Annotated in this window: 14 protein-coding genes; 8 read left to right on the top strand and 6 right to left on the bottom strand. The window is 45.6% G+C overall.

What is annotated here, in order from left to right; genetic code table 11:
* Positions 1-381 precede the first annotated feature (381 nt).
* On the bottom strand, positions 382-2,472 hold the full coding sequence (locus tag QUB25_RS16615) for an iron uptake porin (protein WP_333184329.1): 2,091 nt from the start codon (positions 2,470-2,472) through the stop codon (positions 382-384).
* 300 nt (positions 2,473-2,772) lie between these two features.
* Between QUB25_RS16615 and QUB25_RS16620 the strand changes: the two genes are divergently transcribed.
* The 6 genes from QUB25_RS16620 (at position 2,773) to QUB25_RS16645 (ending at position 13,231) form a co-directional block, all read left to right on the top strand.
* Positions 2,773-3,939, top strand: coding sequence for a glycosyltransferase (locus QUB25_RS16620; protein ID WP_333184332.1), 1,167 nt, complete (start codon positions 2,773-2,775; stop codon positions 3,937-3,939).
* A 243-nt stretch (positions 3,940-4,182) separates the two neighbouring features.
* A complete protein-coding gene (locus QUB25_RS16625) occupies positions 4,183-4,914 on the top strand; it encodes a sugar transferase (RefSeq protein WP_190663127.1) in 732 nt (243 codons plus the stop codon).
* 455 nt (positions 4,915-5,369) lie between these two features.
* Positions 5,370-6,401: a GDP-mannose 4,6-dehydratase gene (gmd, locus tag QUB25_RS16630; protein ID WP_333184334.1), complete on the top strand. Its 1,032-nt coding sequence runs from the start codon at positions 5,370-5,372 to the stop codon at positions 6,399-6,401.
* Positions 6,402-6,813: 412 nt separating this feature from the next.
* On the top strand, positions 6,814-7,758 hold the full coding sequence (locus tag QUB25_RS16635) for a GDP-L-fucose synthase (RefSeq protein WP_333042703.1): 945 nt from the start codon (positions 6,814-6,816) through the stop codon (positions 7,756-7,758).
* A gap of 681 nt (positions 7,759-8,439) precedes the next feature.
* Entirely contained in the window at positions 8,440-11,667 is a 3,228-nt protein-coding gene (locus tag QUB25_RS16640; protein WP_333184335.1) for an efflux RND transporter permease subunit, read from the top strand.
* Between the two features lie 382 nt (positions 11,668-12,049).
* Positions 12,050-13,231, top strand: coding sequence for an RtcB family protein (locus QUB25_RS16645; RefSeq protein WP_333184337.1), 1,182 nt, complete (start codon positions 12,050-12,052; stop codon positions 13,229-13,231).
* A gap of 12 nt (positions 13,232-13,243) precedes the next feature.
* Here QUB25_RS16645 and QUB25_RS16650 read toward each other — a convergent pair whose 3' ends face one another.
* On the bottom strand, positions 13,244-13,564 hold the full coding sequence (locus QUB25_RS16650; RefSeq protein ID WP_333184338.1) for a DUF433 domain-containing protein: 321 nt from the start codon (positions 13,562-13,564) through the stop codon (positions 13,244-13,246).
* A 24-nt stretch (positions 13,565-13,588) separates the two neighbouring features.
* A complete protein-coding gene (locus QUB25_RS16655) occupies positions 13,589-17,077 on the bottom strand; it encodes an NACHT C-terminal alpha/beta 1 domain-containing protein (protein WP_333184342.1) in 3,489 nt (1,162 codons plus the stop codon).
* Positions 17,078-17,229: 152 nt separating this feature from the next.
* On the opposite strand from QUB25_RS16655, the gene QUB25_RS16660 reads away from it, so the two are divergent.
* A complete protein-coding gene (locus QUB25_RS16660) occupies positions 17,230-17,484 on the top strand; it encodes a hypothetical protein (RefSeq protein WP_333184344.1) in 255 nt (84 codons plus the stop codon).
* A 110-nt stretch (positions 17,485-17,594) separates the two neighbouring features.
* Here QUB25_RS16660 and QUB25_RS16665 read toward each other — a convergent pair whose 3' ends face one another.
* Both QUB25_RS16665 and QUB25_RS16670 read right to left on the bottom strand, forming a co-directional pair.
* Complete coding sequence (locus tag QUB25_RS16665; RefSeq protein WP_333184346.1) at positions 17,595-17,966, bottom strand: DUF4278 domain-containing protein; 372 nt, start codon at positions 17,964-17,966, stop codon at positions 17,595-17,597.
* 241 nt (positions 17,967-18,207) lie between these two features.
* Positions 18,208-18,552, bottom strand: coding sequence for a BON domain-containing protein (locus QUB25_RS16670; protein ID WP_333140664.1), 345 nt, complete (start codon positions 18,550-18,552; stop codon positions 18,208-18,210).
* A gap of 143 nt (positions 18,553-18,695) precedes the next feature.
* Between QUB25_RS16670 and QUB25_RS16675 the strand changes: the two genes are divergently transcribed.
* Positions 18,696-18,896: a chemotaxis protein CheW gene (locus QUB25_RS16675; protein WP_333184349.1), complete on the top strand. Its 201-nt coding sequence runs from the start codon at positions 18,696-18,698 to the stop codon at positions 18,894-18,896.
* Positions 18,897-19,083: 187 nt separating this feature from the next.
* On the opposite strand, the gene QUB25_RS16680 is transcribed toward QUB25_RS16675, so the two are convergent.
* Positions 19,084-20,346 (bottom strand): DNA cytosine methyltransferase, encoded by a 1,263-nt coding sequence (locus tag QUB25_RS16680; protein ID WP_333184352.1) that lies wholly within the window; start codon positions 20,344-20,346, stop codon positions 19,084-19,086.
* Positions 20,347-20,466: the final 120 nt, after the last annotated feature.

A 20,466-nucleotide genomic window follows, 5' to 3' on the forward strand; every position in this document is an offset into this window, starting at 1 on the left:
GGCAGGAACCGGGTTTTTGAACCCAGGCTTGATTATACAAAGTGACCGAAAGTGCGATCCTCCTAAAAATTAAAATGCGTCTGTAATGTAAAGTTTTATTACACAAAATTAAATTTTGTTGTTATAGTACCACTTAAGAGAGATGATATTTCTTTGAGAACCCGCTGCAAATAAACGTGCAACTTGGGTTTCCTCACTGTGAGAACAACACTGTGGGAACACAACGGATTTAACTATTTTTGCAGACCAGCTTTAGCTAAAGCTGGTCGTTTCTGTTTAAACATTAAACCCCTGCTCGGAGAATTTTAGATTGGCGATTTTAGATTTTAGATTAAAACTGCCAATCTAAAATCTAAAATCTAAAATCCCCAAGGGCTGCTCCTAGAAAGTAAACGTCGTTCTGACAACCCCAATCACTAAATCAGAATTATTCTTATTGTGGTCGGGAGCAGTCAGCCAAATCAGACCAGGAGTGATAGAAATATTATCGCTCAACTTAAACTGATAAAAACCTTCAACGTGCAGCGAAGTATCCTTATCTTCCGGCAAAGTTCGATTAGTAGAACTCGTTACCCGCGGCTCCATACCTACGACAATTCCCGCCACATTTCCTTCTTTGAGCAAATCGGGAAAAGCCAAAGTAACTGCCCAGTTCCAGATTTTTTGATCCCCCCTCTGCACAGAACCCGTAGGAGTAGTCAAGTTGGATAAAATGCGCTGGTTGGTGTAACCCGCCCAACCGCCAATTGCAAATCTCCGATTTAACTGCCACGAAGCTTGCGCCCCGTAGGAATTGCTAGAAACTGGCATATTGCTATCGCTGTCGATCCCGAAGGAAGCGAGACGCACCGGGAAATTAGAAGCATTGCTGCCGGTACCGGTAACGACGTTGTAGGAATTAACGTAAGTTAAACCTAAAGCAATGCTGTCGCTCGGTGTAAAAATCAACTGAGCCAAACCGCCGTAAGAGCCGTTAAACAAACCATTTCCCCGCGTCGGGTCCGCAGCATTGCCGGTCATATATCCCAAACTCAGTTCGAGTTTTTCCCCAAACTGATGCCGCATAGCGATGCCAGAACCGCCAATCAAATAGTAAATTGGGTTGCGAGTACCGAAGTTAGAAAGAGCGCCGTAGCTGCCGTCTCCGTCAAAGTAAGGGTTGACAGTGTTAACAAAATCATCAGCAGCGCCAGCATTAGCTTCGAGAATTACAGTAGTGCTTTTGCCGATAGGGAATTGGTAAAGCAGCGCATCTAAACCTACCGTATTGCTAGCCTCGGCAAAAGGCCCGGCATTAAACCGCAATTCCCCTTCAGCGGTTTTAGTATTATTAGTAGAAAACGAACCCAAATTTAAAACTTGCAATCGAGTTCTCAGCAAATCTTCTCCAGAGAAACTCGTATCGAAATTGATCCGAACCCTGCTGCCAAAAGCCGTGGTTTTATCAGCTTCGCGGCCTTCGGCATCATCTCCCCTGGCGATACCGGCCAAACCAAATATCACTTCGCCGTTGAGTTTAGTCGTAGTTGAAAACTGATTTGCTTCTAATTCAGAGGCCCGCGCTTCCAAAACATCGACGCGGCCGCGCAAAGTTGCTAATTCCGCCGCAAATTCTTCTTGCAACCTTTGCACAGAAGCCAAATCTTCTCGCGTCGCCAGATTTCTGGAACCGCCTTGAATCAGCTCGCTAACTTTATCCAAACACGCATTTAAACCTGCTGCAAATTCGTAGCGAGTCATCGCCCGGTTGCCGCGAAAAGTGCCGTCAGGATAGCCAGCTATGCACCCGTAGCGCTCTACTAGAGACTGCAAAGCTTGGAACGCCCAATCGGTTGGCCGAACGTCGGAAAGTTGCGACACAGATGTTACTTGGCCGGCCGCATCTTCGCTGCTACTGCCTTCTGTGCTGTATTGGTTGATTTGTTCTAAAACATTAGACTGTGGTTGAGGTTGGGTACTTGAATCAGTGGATTGCGAAATCCGATCGGGCTGTGGGGCGGGTTTTTCTGCGTTTAAATTAGCCAGTGGTGCGAGGGGTTGCGTTTCGCTTAAGTTTGCGGGCGCTACTGCGGGGATTTGCTCCGCGACAGGTTGTTCGGGACTTAAATTTGCCGGCGCTACTGCGGGTTGGGTTTCGCCTAAATCTGCTGCTGCAACTTCCGGTGCTTTTGTTTGTTCGGCAACTGGGGCGATCAAATCGTTAGTGAAGCCCTCGTAGAGGTTCGCACTTTCTTTCTCAATAGTTTCAACAGTTGATTTGCTAGCTAGTGACGCTGGTTCGGCTGTCTCAGGCTTTGCTGTCTCAGACTTGGCCGCCTCGGTTGCAGCACCTGCTAATTGCAATTTATCAGCTTGAGCTGCCGTGGCAATTTCTACAGGTTGCTCTACTGCTAGCGCCGTCGAAGATACGACTAAACTTGCTGCCAATACAGCGGGACTAATTAAAAGTCCCTTCCACAAAAATTTGGACATTTTTTCCTCACACCACATTGAGCCGATCGCCCGTTCCGAAGATTTAGGCGCCCGCAAATTACCTTCAGTATTCCGCCTAATAGTATTTCTTGTCAACAATCGGGGAAATCACTGCCGGAGAGTGCAGTTTTGCTGTGGTTGATTTGACAAAAACTCCGTTTATTCCCAAAATCCTTGGTTTGAGCTAAATACCTACATAGAAACCTGGTTGATGGCTGGATATTGGGTAAGTTATCCCTCAGTAAGACTAATATTGACAGCACTGGCGCTAACAAATCGTTTGATCGGCTACAAATACAAGTGAAAAAACTCAAATACGCCCTAGTTCACGAATGGTTGACGCCCTTAGCTACTGGCGGTTCAGAACTCGTAGTACAGGAAATTCTCAAACACGTAGACGAGGCAGATGTCTATGCCCTCATCGACTTTGAATCGGCCAATCCCGAAAGCTATCTTTTCGGGCGACAGATTGGCACAACATTTTTGCAGCACTTTCCCAAGGCCCGCAGCGGCGTCCAAAAATATTTGCCATTTCTGCCGATCGCGATCGAACAACTAGATCTGCGAGAATACGACATCATCCTCTCATCATCCCATGCCGTCGCCAAAGGCATCCTCAGCAGTCCCCAGCAAATGCACGTCTGCTACTGCCACACGCCCATGCGCTACGCTTGGGACTTAACTTTTGACTATTTGCGTAGCAGCAAAGCCGGACGGGGCATCCAGGGTCTGCTGACGCGATATTTGTTGCATCGACTGCGGCAGTGGGACGTAATTTCCGCCAATCGTGTTGATTATTTCATCGCTAACTCTCAACACACTGCGCGCCGAATTTGGCGGTGCTATCGGCGGCGGGCCCAGGTGATTTATCCGCCGGTAAACATCGAGCGATTTTCCTTGATGCGACAAAAACAGGACTTTTACGTCACAGTTTGTCGGTTAGTAAGTTACAAAAACGTAAGTGCGATCGTCCAAGCATTCAATCAACTCGGGCATACTCTAATTGTCATCGGCACCGGGCCAGAATTAGAAATGATTCGGCAAATCGCCAAACCTAACGTGCAAGTGCTCGGCTGGCAGCCCGCCTCCATAGTTGAAAAGTACATGGCAGAGGCAAAAGCCTTTGTATATGCAGCTTGCGAAGATTTTGGCATAGCTTTGGTAGAGGCTCAAGCTTGCGGAACACCAGTAATTTCCTATGCAGCAGGGGGCGCTTTGGAGACAGTGCTCGACATTCGCCAACACCCAGACACAGGGACTGGTTTATTTTTTTCCTCCCAAACCGCAGCAGCATTAGTCGAAGCTGTCAAGGAATTTGAGCAGTTGCAAGGCACATTTCGGCCAGAAATCTGCAGGTTGCGCGCTGAACAGTTTGCCCCGGAAGTTTTTGGGCAGCGCTATCTAGCTTTTGTGGAACGCTGCTATCAGGAATTTCACTCCCGTGATTTTACCGAGTCTGGGGCTTGAGAGTGCCAGAACCCGATAGCGGGACAATCTTCCTTCTGCCTTTGTATAAGTGCCTTCAGAAGACCTCTGCATAAGTGCCTTGTGCCTTTTTCCTTCTGCCACCAGAAGCCCTCTTCCTTCTTCCTTCTGCCTTTTGAAGCCTTCAGAAGGCAGAAAATTGAGTATTGGAAACATAATTGAGAGAACAAAGCGTCTTGAGGCTTTATGATCAGGACTGTGTGTGGTGTGAAGTGAAGGAGTAAGATGACTGCCGACAGCCAACTAATCTCCGGCAAGGTAATTCGAGCGATCGCAAGACGCGGTTTTGGGTCTGTCCTGCAAGGAGATAGACGCATAAGTCGTTCTCTACAGAGCCTCGACGGAGAACTTTTCAAGCGGTTATTTGACATCCTGTTTTCCTTATCGGTTCTGATCCTGTTTGCTCCGGTTTACCTGCTTTTGGCTTTCTTAATCGCCTTAAGCTCGCCCGGTCCTATTTTTTACGTACAGGAACGAGTAGGCAAAAACCGTAAAAGGTTTTATTGCCTTAAATTCAGAACGATGGTGGAAAATGCGGACGATATATTGCTGGAAATCATGGAAAATTCTCCGCATTTGCGTCAAGAGTTTGAGGACAATTTCAAGCTGAAACAAGACCCTCGAATTACCTGGATTGGAAGATTTTTACGAATGACCAGTTTAGACGAGTTTCCCCAGTTTTGGAATGTTTTAAAAGGAGATATGAGCGTCGTCGGACCGAGACCTTTAGTTGAAGAAGAACTGCCGAGGTACGGCCGTCACATCAACAAAATTCTCACCATAAGGCCTGGAATTACAGGCTTGTGGCAAGTGTCCGGTCGCAACGACATTCCGTATCCCCGCCGAGTCCAAATCGACCTCTATTACGCAAATGACAAAAACCTTTGGATGGATATGTGGATTGTTTTCAAAACAATTGGAGTTGTGATTTTTCCCAAAAATAACGGCGCATATTAATTTTTGTCCGCAGTCAGCAATCGGTAGTTAGTTTTATTTGTTACTGACCACTGATGCTGACTACTGACAATCCGCGACAAACTCTTTGTCAAAACTAAACAGTTCCTGGATGCCATCGAAGAATTGTGAGCTTAACTAAAGGGGCAAATACTTAAATAAACCTATCTCTTATTCATCTAGAAAGATCAGTTCTTCTAGATAGACTACTTTAGGTTTAGGTGTTAAACTTAACTCTATAACCTTTGGCTTAAGGGGGATAGCCTACTTATCTTGGGATAGCCCACTACCCAACAGCGTAGGAAGTAAACTTCAACTGGCTTTAGGTAACTAAAGTTAAGTTTGAGTAAGTTTTATAAAGCAGTTAACGTAGAGTTTGAGAATACGGCCGGCAGGGAGCAACAGCCTCTGCCAAAAAATTTATTGTGAATTAACACAGCCTGTCAAAGGAAAATCAGATGACGCAACGTAAGCGAGCGCTAATAACAGGTATTACAGGTCAAGACGGCTCCTACTTGAGCGAATTACTGTTAGAGAAAGGATATGAAGTTCACGGCATTATCCGGCGCAGTTCTAGTTTCAATACCGATCGAATTGACCACATCTATGTCGATCCTCACAGCGAGGGTGCACGCCTGTTTCTACACTACGGCGACTTGACGGACGGCACCACTCTCCGCCGGATATTGGAAGAAGTTCAGCCGGTAGAAATTTATAACTTAGGCGCTCAATCTCACGTTCGAGTTAGCTTTGACTCGCCAGAATATACGGTTGACGCCGTAGGGATGGGAGTATTGCGACTGCTAGAAGCAATTCGGGACTATCAGCACCGCACGGGCATAGAAGTGCGGTTCTATCAAGCAGGTTCTTCGGAAATGTTTGGTTTGGTACAGGAAGTTCCGCAAAAGGAAACAACTCCTTTTTATCCCAGAAGTCCTTACGCCTGCGCTAAAGTTTACGGGCACTGGCAAACAATAAATTATCGCGAATCTTACGGACTTTTTGCCTGCAACGGCATCTTGTTCAATCACGAATCTCCCCGCCGTGGCGAAACTTTTGTAACTCGCAAAATTACTCGCGCCGTTGCCAGAATAGTCGCCGGCAAGCAGAAAAAGATTTACTTGGGCAATCTCGATTCTAAGCGGGACTGGGGCTATGCTAAAGACTACGTGCAGGCGATGTGGCTGATGCTGCAACAAGACAAGCCTGACGATTATGTCATTGCTACTAACGAAACCCATTCCATTAAGGAATTTCTCGATTTGGCTTTTACTTACGTCAATTTAGATTGGCAAAAATATGTGGAGTTTGACGAACGCTACTTGCGGCCGGCAGAAGTCGAACTGTTGATAGGCGATTCGACTAAGGCGCGCCAGCAATTAAATTGGGAACCTTCTGTAACTTTTCAGGAGTTAGTACATTTAATGGTAGATGCGGACATGAAAGCTTTAGACGAGCAAGGTCGGGGTTCTGGCAACGGATTTGATTAAACCGCTAAACAAAGAAGCCGTCAGTGGGAACAATTTGTAGGGTAGTGCCCCGTGTCTACCCCGATTGGCGAAAGGCGCGCACCGGGGGGATTCCCCCTGCACACAGTTCATAACTGATCGGAGGATTGTTACAGCTATTAGCGTAGCGCGATCGGCATTCAAAGAACCAGCTTAATTGCTCGCAAAATTTTCGGCTGTGCGGGCTAAAAAAAACATTAAAATGATTGTTGGGGAGTCGCGACCCCTATATCTAACTTTCGGGTGTGCACGGCGCAAATTGTCCGTATCGGGTGCAGCTAAAACAAATTTGTGGGCAACCTCATCCTGTAGCTGAAAGCTTTTTTTGCTAAAGCAACAATTTTAGAATTGAAATTGTCGATCGACCTTTATTCAAAATCCCGAGGCTAAAATTATGACCAGCTTGGATTTAAGCAGCAAAAGCATTCTAGTCACGGGCGGCGCCGGTTTCTTGGGCCGTCAGGTAATCGACCAGCTAGTGAAAGCAGGGGCCGATGCTGATAAAATTTCGGTGACTCGATCGCGCGACTGCGACCTTCGCGTCATGGAAAACTGCAAGCGCGCCGCCGAAAAACAAGATATTATCATTCACCTCGCCGCCCACGTCGGGGGCATCGGCTTAAACCTAGTCAAACCCGCTGAATTATTTTACGATAATTTGATGATGGGCGCGCAATTAATCCACGCCGCCTACGAAGCAGGAGTCGAAAAATTTGTCTGCGTAGGCACTATTTGCGCTTATCCCAATTTAACCCCAGTTCCTTTCAAAGAAGACGACCTGTGGAACGGCTATCCAGAGGTAACTAATGCACCTTACGGAGTAGCAAAAAAAGCCTTATTAGTGCAACTGCAATCCTACCGCCAGCAGTACGGATTCAACGGTATCTACTTGCTACCAGTAAATCTGTACGGCCCAGAAGATAACTTTGACCCGAAAAGTTCCCACGTCATCCCCGCATTAATTCGCAAAGTCTACGAAGCGCAAGAAAGGGGAGACAAAACACTGCCCGTTTGGGGCGACGGCAGCCCTAGCCGCGAGTTTTTGTATTCCACAGATGCCGCCCGAGGAATTGTGATGGCAACGCAAGATTACAGTGAATCTGACCCGGTTAATTTGGGAACGAATAGCGAAGTTAAAATTCGCGATTTAGTGGAAACGATTTGCGAATTGATGGGATTTGAGGGAGAAATTGTTTGGGAAACAGACAAGCCGAACGGTCAGCCGCGCCGCTGTTTGGATACCCAAAGGGCTAAGGAAAAGTTTGGTTTTGTGGCGGAGGTGAAGTTTAAGGAAGGGTTGAAAAATACGATTGAGTGGTATCGAAAACACGCAGTTTAAGTGTGAAAAACCCGGTTTCTTCCTGAAACCGGGTTTTTTTAGGAAAGGTGGTGAATGGCAGTAAATCAGTAGAAAGAACTTGTTAGTAAAGCTGGCTCTTCCTTACTTAGTGTGCCAAACGATTAGTTTAAGTAGTGAAAACTAAAGCTATGTATGAATCGAAGGAAAAAATGGCTCCAAATTAACTAAAGTAAGACTGGAAAACCTTGCTGTGTAAAAATTTAGACCATTAATTTCAGATAAATTAGCCCACGAAGTACGGAATATCCGGCATATTTAGCCTTCCATACCGTAAATCAGCAACGCCGAATAAGAATGGAGGGGCGGGTTTTACAAACCATCTGTGGGTAAGACCAACAATATAGTCAACCCACCCCCACGATAGCGGTAAATCGCAATTGCTTTCGATCGATAAAAAAGCCGATCGCAATTTCTGTCAATCTGCATTGTGGGCGATCGACTACCTCTAAAGGAATATTCAAAAAAACATTTTTCACAATTTATTAAAATTTATTATACTACTTGTCAGGTGCGGAGCGTAAATATTCTCTCACTCCCTATACAAAATCAAGCCTGACCGAAAACAATTTGGTCACTAGCCCCGCGATTCATTCCTTTGCAGGCTGAGTGACGGTGTAAACTTTCCAATTCTTTAATCTAAAATCTAAAATCTAAAATCAAATGACAGCCGACAAACCCGGATTCAGCATTAGCGCGACCGCGATTCGCCGCCACATCGGCACCCTCATGCTGACACTTGCGATTATAGTCGTGGGCATTTTCTACATAACCCAACTGCCCGTTGACTTGCTGCCCTCCATCACCTATCCCCGCATCAGCGTGCGCTTAGACGCCCCCGGAGTCTCCCCAGAAGTCGCCGTTGACGAAATTACCCGCCCCCTCGAACAAGGACTTTCCGCAACAGAAGGAGTCACGCAAGTTTTTTCCCGCACCCGCGAAGGACAAGTCAGCGTCGATTTATTCTTCAGACCGGGCGGCGATATTGACCAGGCTCTTAATGACGCTACAGCCTCCGTCAACCGCATTCGCAACCGACTTCCCGATACGGTTGAATCGCCAAATCTGTTTAAATTTGACCCTTCTCAACAGCCGGTTTACGAATTTGCCCTGACTTCAGACTCGCGACAAGGGGTAGATTTGCGGGTATTTGCCGATGAAGAATTAGCCAGGGAAATTAACGTTATTCCCGGAGTAGCTTCCGTTGACGTTTCCGGCGGCGTTCAAGAAGAAATTCAAGTTAATATTGACCTGAACCGGCTGCAAAGTTTAGGAGTTAATCTTAACGACGTTTTTAATGCTTTGCGCGATCGCAATTTAGACACTTCCGGCGGCCGGCTGCGGCAAGAATCTAACGAACCGCTGACGCGCACAATCGGTCGCTTTAAAACAGCTTCTGAAATCGCCAATCTTTCCTTTCAAGTATCCGGTTCCAACCCGCCAAAACGAGTTTACCTGCGCGATTTTGCCCAAGTTAATGACGGCACCGAAGAACAGCGAGTAAAAGTTTTTCTCAATCAAAAACCTGCCGTTAAAATTAGCATCTTGAAACAGCCGGACGCCAACACTATTACTGTTGTAGACGGAGTGAAAAATCGCATCAAGGAAATGCAGGAGTCGGGCTTAATTTCGGCGGACATGACCGTAGTTACTACCTTAGACGAATCCAGATTTATCCGCAATTCCTTAGCCGATGTGGCGAATGCAGGAGTTTCTGGGGCAGTGCTGGCTGCGGTCGCAGTTTTGTTCTTTTTAGGCTCCCTGAGACAAACCCTGATTATCTCTCTGACTATTCCTCTGTGTACTCTAGCAGCCATTATTTTAATGCGGCTGTTCGGTATGTCGCTGAATTTATTTAGTTTAGGCGGTTTAGCGCTAGGAATCGGTCAGGCGATCGATACCAGCGTAGTTATTTTAGAAAATATTGTAGTCGGTCTAGACAGCAACCCTCATCTGAAAAAAGGCAAAATCAAAGATCGAAAAGAACGCACGATAGAAGAGTCGGTAGAGCGGAGTGAAGAAGTAGAATCAGCAATGGTTGCCTCTACAGCGGCAAACTTAGTATCAGTGCTGCCATTTTTGCTGATCGGTGGCTTCTTTTCGCTGCTATTTAACGAATTGATTTTGACAATTAGCTTTGCAGTAGCAGCGTCTCTGCTAGTAGCTTTAACGGTAGTGCCGATGCTGACTTCTCGCTTGATGGGAATGTCTTATTCCAGCGGTATCAGTCAGTTCGGGCCGATAAAACATTTCAACCGCGGTTTTGAAAACGGCACGCGAGCCTACGGTTCAATGCTGTCAAAAGTGCTGGGTTTGCGGTTAATTATCATTGCCCTCGCTTTTGTAATTTTAGGTGGCGGCACTTGGGTGATGGTGGGACAAATTCCCCAAGAAATTTTGCCCAGAGTTAATACAAGCCAAGCCAGATTATTTGCTTCATTTCCTCCGGGTACTAACTTGGAAACAAATCAAAAAGTGATTGCTGCTGTCGATAAAATTCTACTACAACAGCCAGAAACAGAGTACACTTTAACGACAGCGGGAGGGCTGCTGTTCGGCAACAATACGGTTGAAAATTTGCTCCGGGGAAGCAGCACAATTACGCTCAAATCGGGTACCAATACCACCGATTTTACAGAAAGAATGACTGAGGAATTGAAAAAAATTGACCTTCCTAAAGGAACTCGTCTGCGGCTAGTTCCAGAATCGATTAGGGGTTTAGTTTTAACTAATTCTCCAGTGCGGGGTGGCGAAATTGATGTCGTGGTTCAGGGGGACACTGAAGAATCATTGCAGGAAGCAGGCAGTCAGATATTAAAAGCATTAGATGAGAAGGTAAAATTAGCCCGGTTTCGGCCGGAGGCAGACCCGCCGCAGTCAGAGGTACAAATTCGTCCAGACTGGGAAAGGGCTGCTGTGTACGGGCTGACAGCCCAAGATATTGGGGAGACAATTCAGACAGCAATTGAAGGTGCTGTTCCCACTCAGTTGCAGCGGGGAAACCGATTAATAGATGTGCGGGTGCAGTTCGATCGCACTTCTGTCAAATCTATTGCTCAACTCGGACAAATTCCATTATCGGGCAGCAATAACAGCATCATCCGTTTAAGCGACGTGGCAAATATTATTCTCGGCAAAGCGCCGGCAGAAATTCAGCGTCTCAATCAGCGGCAAGTTTTCTTAGTTGTCGGAAACTTGAATAAGGGTGCAAGTCTCGGCGATGCTGTCCAGCAAGTCGATGCAGTTTTATCAGAACTCAAGTTGCCGCGAGGAGTAAGAATTGTGCCGAGTGCGGCTGCTGAAACTAATGAGCAATTGCAAACTTCTCTCAAGCTTTTGGGAGGGTTGGCGACTTTTTTAGTGTTTGTAGCGATGGCGGTGCAGTACAATTCTTTGGTTGACCCGCTGGTGATTTTGCTGACAGTGCCGCTGGCGTTGGCGGCGGGAGTATTCGGGCTTTATGTGACCAAAACTGCGATCGGTGCGACGGTGATGATCGGTGCAATTTTGCTCGTGGGAATTATCGTGAATAACGGCATCATTATGATCGAGTTGGCGAACCAAATTCGGGAAGAGGAAGGAGTCGATCGCACAACCGCAATTCTCAGGGCGGCACCTCAGCGCTTGCGGCCGATTTTGATGACAACTATTACCACAGTTTTGGGTTTGTTTCCCCTAGCTTTGGGTATTGGAGAGGGTTCAGAATTCTTGCAACCGCTGGGTGTGGTGGTGTTTTCCGGTTTGTCGCTGGCGACGCTGCTGACGCTGTTTATTATTCCGTGTTTCTATATTTTGCTGCACGATTTCTTTGGGACGTTTGCAGCGAAGAAGAAACCGCAGGCAGTTGCTATTCCTGTGCAGAAGGCGGCGAGAAAGACTCCGAATTTGTAAAATGTAGTGTCAGCTTTTTATGCACTTCGACGCAATCCGGCAGGGGTTTAAACCCCTGCCTCAAAGCGAAAGTCGGTTAAAACCGACTGTAGATTTTGACGGGAAGTGCGATCGATTTCAGTCCTCTTTCAGAGGACTTTCGCTATGAGACAGGGAATTCATTCCCTGTCGGACTGTCGGACTTACAAACAATACCGGTACTGCATTGGATGTGAAGTTGACGGCGCAAGAATTAGTGGGTAAGGTGCGTCAGTAAACATTTTATAACTCCCAAAATAAATTCCCGACTGACACACCCTACAAGAATTAGTGTTTTTGACATCCGAAAGTTATATGTTACAATAATACTACACAAAAAATTGCAAAACCAACTTAAACAAAAATGCCCTACGAAAAATTAGACATATCAGCCCCAAAACCAGTATTATCTTGGGCAAATCACGCCCTAGGCGAAAAAGAAACCAAAATGACCGCCAACGTAGCATCTTTGCCCTTTGTATTCAAACACGTCGCACTTATGCCCGACGTACATTTAGGCAAAGGTGCTTTAGTCGGTTCAGTAATTGCCACAAAAGAAGCGATTATTCCGGCTGCTGTGGGGGTTGATATTGGTTGCGGGATGGCTGCCGTTAAAATGCCATTCAAGGCTCACAAATTAGAAGGCAAACTTAAACAAATTCGCCTCGATATCGAAGCCGCAATTCCTGTCGGATTTTCCGAAAACAAAGAAGTAGAAACAACTGTCACCAACTGGCAAGGATGGGGGGAATTTAAGGAACTTCATCAAGGCGTACAGCACCAAAACAATAAAGCCTTAAAACAAATGGGTTCCCTCGGAGGCGGCAATCATTTTATTGAGGTTTGCGTTGATACTGAAAACTTTGTTTGGCTGATGCTGCATTCCGGTTCTCGCGGCATTGGAAATTTGCTCGCACAGCAGCACATCGAGACTGCTAAAGATTTAGCTAAACTGGCAGAAATTAATCTGGCTGACAAAGATTTGGCTTATTTTGTAGCGGGTACGCGGGAGTTTGCGGCTTACTGGCACGATTTGCAGTGGGCGCAAGATTATGCTCGTTTTAATCGCGATGTAATGATGAATCGGTTTAAGCGAATTGTGGAAAAGCACGTCGCGGGCGGCAAATCTGTTAAGCCTTTATTAGAGGTGAATTGCCACCACAATTACGCGGAAAAAGAGGTGCATTTTGGCGAAGATGTGTATGTGACTCGCAAGGGTGCTGTGCGCGCGGATGTAGAGGATTACGGCATTATTCCGGGCTCGATGGGGGCGAAGTCTTTCATTGTTAAAGGGAAGGGAAATGCTGAAAGCTACTGTAGTTGCAGTCACGGTGCGGGGCGCTTGATGTCTCGCAATCAAGCGAAGAATGTATTCACTCTCGATGATTTTGTGCGGCAGACTGAGGGGGTTGAGTGCCGGAAAGATGAGCAATTTTTAGATGAAATTCCGGGGGCTTATAAGCCGATTGATGAGGTGATGAGTCAGCAGTCGGATTTGGTGGAAGTTGTGGCTACTTTGAAGCAGGTGGTTTGTGTCAAGGGTTGAATGTAAGGGAAGCTACAAAGGCAATAGCCCTTGTGCACGTAGTCTAGCAGCAAAAAGAGATTCGCCAGCTTCAATTTCTGCCTGTTTAACATACTCTTCTCGTCGCTTGATTTCTGCATCGAGTTCTTGTTTGCGATCCCAATAATAAGCTAACGCAGAAAGAATTTGGCTCATAGTTAAGTAGCGATAATTGAGGTGTAATTCTGCTGGACTCCAACCATAAGCTATCTCAGCTTCGACTAATTCAACGACTTTCATCGTAGTTCCGGCTATGATGGGAACATTGTCTTCGTTGAGTTCTATATATTTATACTCGGTCTTTGTAAGTGTCATAGTTCATGCTTTGTCGATCGACTCTTAAATAGGATGTCTATTTTCTAGTATACTTCGCCGAATCCATGCTACAACAGCAGCGACTAAATCGGGTTGGCTGGGTGAAAAAGTTGGCAAGGGAATATTTCCTTGTTCGCACACCACACAAATCGCGCGATCGAATTTGCTGAAAGCTTTCAGAAATGAATCGCTAAATCCTGTGCGTGTGGCTGAAAGTGCGGTGGAATCGTAGCAGATGAAAAACAGGGGGATTTCGCTTTGGCGGCGCAGGGAATTCCAATAAATTTTGAGTTTTTGCATTGTATCGGGATACCCATTTTGCCACTCTGGACAATTCTGATTTAGCATCTCATCGTAAATTTCTTGGGCGGGGTTATCCGGGTCTATGAATTTGCTGATGTCGATGCAAATTAGTTTTAGTTTGTTAGATAAATCTGGTTCGTGGTCAATAGCATTGGCAAGGACTTGGGGTAAGTTTGCTGTGTTGAAACTTTGTGCCGAGGGGGTAGAATCAGCGGTAGTTTCTGGGACTTCTGGATCGCGTGTGGTGGGGGAATCGTGCCATGCTTCATAGAAGGTGGGGTAAGGGAGGTTTTGGGCGCAGTGCCAGAGGACTGAGTAGTTTTCGCGGATACGAGCATCTGGGCAATCTTTTAAGCCTTGAATTACTAAATGTAAAAAAATAGCTTGATTGGAGACTTGTTGACCTAGCAATATTGATGTTAAGCAATCACCAGCTATCTTTTGAATTTCATTGTCTTGGTTGGTACGTAAAATGAAGTTTAAATGATAAATTACTTTAAAAATTTGCGATTCTAATTCTTTTGCTGTTATATCCCCTAAACCTAGGATATTGATATCATTGAGCAACTCATCTATTGCGCTATCTTCAAGTTGCTTAATCCTTGCCTCGCTTATATTTTTGATGTCCGTAGCATACTGGTATTGTGGGTGGTCAATTGGGGCTATATTCAAAAAAGCCTTAGCACTCAACCAGTTATGATGTGAATAAAAGGGGTCAATATTTTCTAGATGTTTCGCAAAAACTTCTATAATAAAATCTAAACTCTCAAAATCAATTTTTAAATTTTCCATAAAAAGGTTACTAATAGATATAGCAATTTTAGTAGAATCGCTATTGATCCAATTAATGATTTTTTGAATGGCTTTTGCTTGTAGATTTCCTGTAGTAATTTTTACCAGGCTACAAGAAGCTATTTCTACACAGCAGATATTTTCATAGCCATCGTCTATTATGCTATTCAAAGCCTCGATTGCATCACAATTACCAGTGCCGATTACTCCTAAAGTCTCGATCGCTTCATGTCGCATATGCCGAGCCTTACTTCTATCTAGTAATGGCAATATAAATTCCACAGCTTTATGGTAGTATGCTTCCGGCAGTGCTGCCCTAGCTCCCTCTATAATACTAGAATGAAATTGAGCATCCTGTAAGTTTTTAGAGAAATAACCAACTTCTTTATAGAAACAATCAAAACTCCACGTTATAATCTGCTGTGCAATCTCATCAGCAAAGTGACTTCTAAATTCAGCAATTACAGCAGCAGCTAGAAAATAAGCTCGATACCAATAAAATTTACCATTGAATCCATCGTTAAAGTTTATGATTCGCTTCATAAATGCCTCTTTCTCCTCTTTCTCCTCTCTATCTTCTTCCTCTCGACCCAACCACAGCAAAATCACCTCTTTCCACTGCGGCTCAAAAATGCGATAGCGCTTGCCATAAACAGGACTATCGACATGATTACGAGGCAAGAAATCATCCCAATCATCAACAGCCAAAGCAGCAAAATATTCCTCAAACGTGGGATGCCAGAAAGCATAAACTGTTTCATCGGGGCTTTCAGCCGCCAAACCAACCTTGTTCAACCAACCCAATTTCAACGCCAACCCAAACAACTCCTCATCTGGTTGCCCTAATACCTGACAAACCAGACTGTGCTTAAGTCGAAACCGGGATTCAGTTTTGTCGATCGCCAACTTGGCCAACTCTCCCAATGCCCGATTTAATTTCTCCCGCTGAGTATCATTTGTGGGTTCCTTACCTTTCCAATCATAAAACTTCTCGACAAATCCCTGATAAAGTTTCGCCTTTGTATCTGGCAAACCATCACGATCGCGCCACAAATTCCAAGTGCTGCACAACAGCGCCAACCGCAGGGGATTTTTCGCCAAATCTTTGATTCGCTCTTTTCCCGGTTCGTCTAACGCCTGTCGCAATTGCTGACCTAAATTTGGCGTTTTGTTGAACCACTTGGCGATAAATTCCTCCACTCTATCCGGCGTTGTACTATCCCCATAACTAAATTCCAAGGTGCGATAAATCTCAAAATTGTCCGCCAGCACGTTGCGGTTTGCCTCCCAGACATTCAGCCGACAAGTCAGCACCACCCGCGCTTGTCCCACCCAACCTTTCAATTGGTTAGAAATTGCCCCGAGGCGTTCTTCTCTCTGCACGGGCATTTCATCCACGCCATCCAACAACAACCAAACTCGCCCCTGATTGCACAGTTTTTTCAGTTCGGTTTTCAGCGCTTCCGTCACTTCCACCATTTCCGGGGAGAAATAAGGTAGCGCTGCTGGAAGCCATTTGTCGAGTAAATATTGCTCTAGAAATTGCTGCTGGGAATTGGTTTCTGGTAAATCTGCCAGGGAAATCGAAATCGGTAAAATTTCGGTGTTTTCCTGCACCCAAACGGCGATTTTGCGTAACAAGGTGGTTTTTCCCGCCCCCGGTTCGCCAATAATAGCGATGCGCTTACCGTTATGCTTACCTTTCCCGTCTGTGAGGATATCCAGCAAAAACTGTTCGTGTTCAAACCGCTGCTTTTCTTCGTATTCTGGCTCGTACAGGCGCGAACCTTGCTCTGCTTGAGTCTCGCCACCGATCAGATTAGGTTTTTTGCGCTCTACTAATGCTAGCGGTACGTGGATTTCTTCTAACTCAAAGCGATCGTCCTCATCGCGCATCAACGCATTGGTGGTTAGCGGTTTCTCTGCTTCCAACATGGCGAGGCAAATATTTCGCCAGTCAAACGCATCAGATTTCTTGAAGTTGGCATCTAAAGCTTTAGACTTTTCTGGTCTGCTATCTTCCCACGCCTTATCAAACAGCTTGAGATTCTTTTCCCGATCTTTTGACCACAGCGTCAGCGTGAAATGCCAGGTATCAACTCCCTTGGTTTTGGTGCGGTTGTCCTCCAAAATCTTCAAGAAGTCTTTTAACAGGTTCAGCGCTTGTCGAATTTGAGGTTTAGTTAACTTGCCAGGATATTTGTCTTTTGCTATCAACCACTCCAAAGTGACCAGTGTTGTTTTGACAATCAGTTTGGGGTTGGTACTGTCTTCCGCTTCCCACTTGGATTCAATGTCAAAGCTGTCCTCAAATTCCCAATTGACGAAAGCAAGCAATGCCTCCAACAGGCGCTTCACCCGCTTTTTAATCGTAGGCCCGTAAGTATTTCGCGGCATAGAAGTCCCAAAAATTACCATAAAGTCTGGGGCTACCCCAAACTATTGTTACTACCCCAAACCCCTACTATCCCGATTTTACAAGACTTTTCGCTGCGATCGCTACGAGTTGATTAAGCTTACAACCCCAAAGAGAACCTGTTGATATTAGTTAATAACAGAAGGTTCCGAACATGAAAAACAACAGCCAAAGCGATCGACAAAAGTTCCTCCGCCATGCGATCGCAACTGCCCCGATCGTTCTAGCCATATTGATTGGTGTGAAGGGAAATCTCGATGTGCTTTCAGGTAAACCCGTCCTCGATGTTATCCCATCGATGATTGCTCAAGCTATACAGTTAATCGTCAAAACCCATCGCACCCAAAAGAGTGCTGAGGAGATCGATCGCATTAAAAAAGATCGCATCGCCCAAAATCCCGACGATTGATATCGCTTCGAGGGTGCAAGATCGATCGCACCAACAGCATCAAAAGGGGGAAATTGAGCTTAACTCAACTTCCCCCTCTTGACAAACGCTTTGTTTTCTGAAGCTTTTCTCTAACACACCATCTGTCTCGACTCAATTTCTAGCAAGCGCAGCAGTGTTTCATCGCCCTTGGCCTTGGCTGCTTGCTTTCTACGATCGAGAATATTGCAAATATTTGCCTGGTGCACTTGCGCCACTTCCACAACTGTGGGGTAATATTCCACTGTCGCTGAGGTGCGCGCTGCTGCGGCATCCCGATCGCCAGCTTGAGCATCTCGCTTTTTGGTATTGTTGGTGCCACCGTATTTTTTGGGGTTGGGAATGTGTCTCGGATACCGATAGTTCCAGTTTTGGCCCCGGTATTTGCCCGCCACTTCGCCTTCGACCATATCAACTGTAGGAATGTCGTACTCGTAGTTTGAACCGCGATAAGTGAGTTTCATATTTTTTGATCCTTATATTTATGAAGATAAAAAGGGCAGTCAGGTCAGGGTTGATTTTTTGGCTAAAACTTTTTTAGTTTCTGTATTCAATTATACTGTTTTTTGAGATGAATCCGTTTTATTTACAAAAATTAATATTTTGAGGGGGAGACGGCAAGAAAAAACCCGCCGGAGCGGGTTTAATCGAGTTTTTGACTAATTGGAGCAGCACCCGGAGCGAAACTGCTTCGGTTCCGAAGAACTAGCCAACTGTCACCTGATCGGTTTGCACGCCTGCAGCACCTTCTTCAGCAGAGGCGATCGCCACCAACTTGTCGAGAATTTCCTGACTGGGAACTTGACCTTTGAGAACAACCGTGCCGCTGAGCTGAGCCACATAAACAGTCTCGATATCAGCAACTTCTGGATCGCCGTCAAAAGCTAAAGCAACCCGCTTCGCAAGGCCGCTTTCGTCAAAATTTCCGTCTGGGCCGACTTTAGCAGGAGCGATGGATTGCGCTTGGGCAGCTTGCTGTACTACTTGTGCCATCGGTTCAGCCTGGGGTGCAGGCTTTTCGAGTCCGAACAGTCTTTTAAACCAACCCATAGTATTTGAGTCTCCTGAAAATACACTTTTTCCAAGATAGCTCTAGAATTCCAAAAGACTCGTAATTGTTGCAAAACTCAGCGAAATTTATCAAAATGTTTTTCGGCAGACTTTCACAATCTCAAATCTCCCCTGATATCTAGATGTTGATTTGGCTATTTTATGTATCTGACGATCGCTACGCCTTGGATTGCAGACCAGTAGTTGAAATAGTTCCCACTTTTACCTTGAAAAACCTGCACAGCGCGCCGGAATACATTCCCGGTTTGTTTAACTACTGGGGACATCTCGTGCGGGTCATCGAACTGTGTTCACTGATGCAGGGGACGCTAACCCGCGCTTAATTGGTCTAGTCCTCCATAAGTAGTGATGCAATTTGATGTAAGCCGCTGTGTGCAGATGAAAGGCAAAAATCACTACTTATTTACCAATTACCAATTCCCAATTCCCAATTCCCAATTACTACTCACCAATTTCCAATTCCCAATTACTACTCACCAATTCCCAATTATAGATAATTAAATCTAATTCTTAACTTTTTAGATAATATTGTTCTGCTTCCGACCAATTCAGTTTAAGCAACGAATCATCTCCCCATGTCAGCTTGAGACTCGGCTTAATTGCTGTCACGCCCAAAGCCCTAATAATCTGCGCTGCGACAGCTTTCGCCAGTAGCGGTGGTACAGAATTTCCGACTTGGCGAAAACCGTGCCATTTTGTGACGTGAAATCTAAACCAGTCAGGATAGGAATGCAGTCGCGCAGCTTCTCTGACTGTAATGCACCGAGGGGCGATCGGGTGAATCGGCCTCGGCGAAGTATAAGCCCCCCTCGCCCTGTCGGTTCCGGCCCTGAGAGTGTTGCAAACTCCCTCGGGATGCAGCTTGTAAAAACGGCTGATCGGCTCTTTTTCGCCGTGTTTGGCCGCATGGAACCTTTCCATACATTCCTGAGAATGTTTAGTTCGCAAACTACAAGAGAGGATTTGTCGATCGTACTCGCGATCGTAGGAATAATCATCATCCAAACCATCAATTCCGCGCATTATACTCGCATAAGTGCTGCACTTTCCGTACTCCGCCATCACCCAATCTCGGTGCAGCAACTCGCTGTACTTTTCCACTTCCGGCAAATCTCCAATCGCATCCCAAACTGTCGGGACAGCAGGTAAATTAATTTTTTTATAGCGTTTAGGAATTTTAATTTTAGGCAATATAGTAGTTTGCTGAGGGTATTTGGGTAGCTCATAACCTGCTTTGCACCCAATCAGAAACAAGCGTTTGCGAGCTTGCGGCACTCCATAGTGAACAGCGTTGAGAACTTGATAATTTTCTTCTACTTTATAGCCACGTTTCAGAAAAGAGCTAATTAAAACATTCAGGAGTTCTTTGTGTTCTCCTGATGCAATTCCCGGCACATTTTCCATTACAAAAAACTTGGGTTTTAGCTCCAAGACTAAGCGCTGAAAGTGAAAAATTAGAGAATTTCGCGGGTCGTCAACATCGCGCTTGCCCATCATGGAGAATCCTTGACAGGGCGAACCGCTGATTACTACGTCTATCTCGCGCCCCCCGATCGCCGATTTTTTCCGAATTTCCGATCCCGTAAGCTGTGTGACATCTTTGCATAGAATAGAACACAGCGGGAAATTAAACTCGTGTGTGGCGCAGTGAATAGGGTCAATTTCGACTGATGCAAGTACATCAAAACCTGCTTGTTCAAAGCCCAGGGTCATGCCGCCCGCGCCTGCAAATAAATCAACAGCGATCGGTCGCTTTTTCCGATTGCTTGGCATAACATTTCAATAACAAAGTTGCTTTAATAGAAATTAAGGAAATCAACCGCGTTTCTGGTAATATATCGTAGGTTTGTCCACGATCCAGCCACAAAGAAACCGGGTTTATACATAAGCTTT

This window comes from Microcoleus sp. B3-D7, from assembly GCF_036705305.1.
Classification (GTDB): Bacteria; Cyanobacteriota; Cyanobacteriia; order Cyanobacteriales; family Microcoleaceae; genus Microcoleus.

Bases quoted from the DNA above. Each gene is read 5' to 3' on its own strand.
- QUB25_RS16615 (WP_333184329.1), bottom strand. From the start codon at position 2,472: ATGTCCAAATTTTTGTGGAAGGGACTTTTAATTAGTCCCGCTGTATTG.
- QUB25_RS16625 (WP_190663127.1), top strand. From the start codon at position 4,183: ATGACTGCCGACAGCCAACTAATCTCCGGCAAGGTAATTCGAGCGATC.
- gmd (WP_333184334.1), top strand. From the start codon at position 5,370: ATGACGCAACGTAAGCGAGCGCTAATAACAGGTATTACAGGTCAAGAC.
- QUB25_RS16635 (WP_333042703.1), top strand. From the start codon at position 6,814: ATGACCAGCTTGGATTTAAGCAGCAAAAGCATTCTAGTCACGGGCGGC.
- QUB25_RS16640 (WP_333184335.1), top strand. From the start codon at position 8,440: ATGACAGCCGACAAACCCGGATTCAGCATTAGCGCGACCGCGATTCGC.
- QUB25_RS16645 (WP_333184337.1), top strand. From the start codon at position 12,050: ATGCCCTACGAAAAATTAGACATATCAGCCCCAAAACCAGTATTATCT.
- QUB25_RS16650 (WP_333184338.1), bottom strand. From the start codon at position 13,564: ATGACACTTACAAAGACCGAGTATAAATATATAGAACTCAACGAAGAC.
- QUB25_RS16655 (WP_333184342.1), bottom strand. From the start codon at position 17,077: ATGGTAATTTTTGGGACTTCTATGCCGCGAAATACTTACGGGCCTACG.
- QUB25_RS16660 (WP_333184344.1), top strand. From the start codon at position 17,230: ATGAAAAACAACAGCCAAAGCGATCGACAAAAGTTCCTCCGCCATGCG.
- QUB25_RS16665 (WP_333184346.1), bottom strand. From the start codon at position 17,966: ATGAAACTCACTTATCGCGGTTCAAACTACGAGTACGACATTCCTACA.
- QUB25_RS16670 (WP_333140664.1), bottom strand. From the start codon at position 18,552: ATGGGTTGGTTTAAAAGACTGTTCGGACTCGAAAAGCCTGCACCCCAG.
- QUB25_RS16675 (WP_333184349.1), top strand. From the start codon at position 18,696: ATGTTGATTTGGCTATTTTATGTATCTGACGATCGCTACGCCTTGGAT.
- QUB25_RS16680 (WP_333184352.1), bottom strand. From the start codon at position 20,346: ATGCCAAGCAATCGGAAAAAGCGACCGATCGCTGTTGATTTATTTGCA.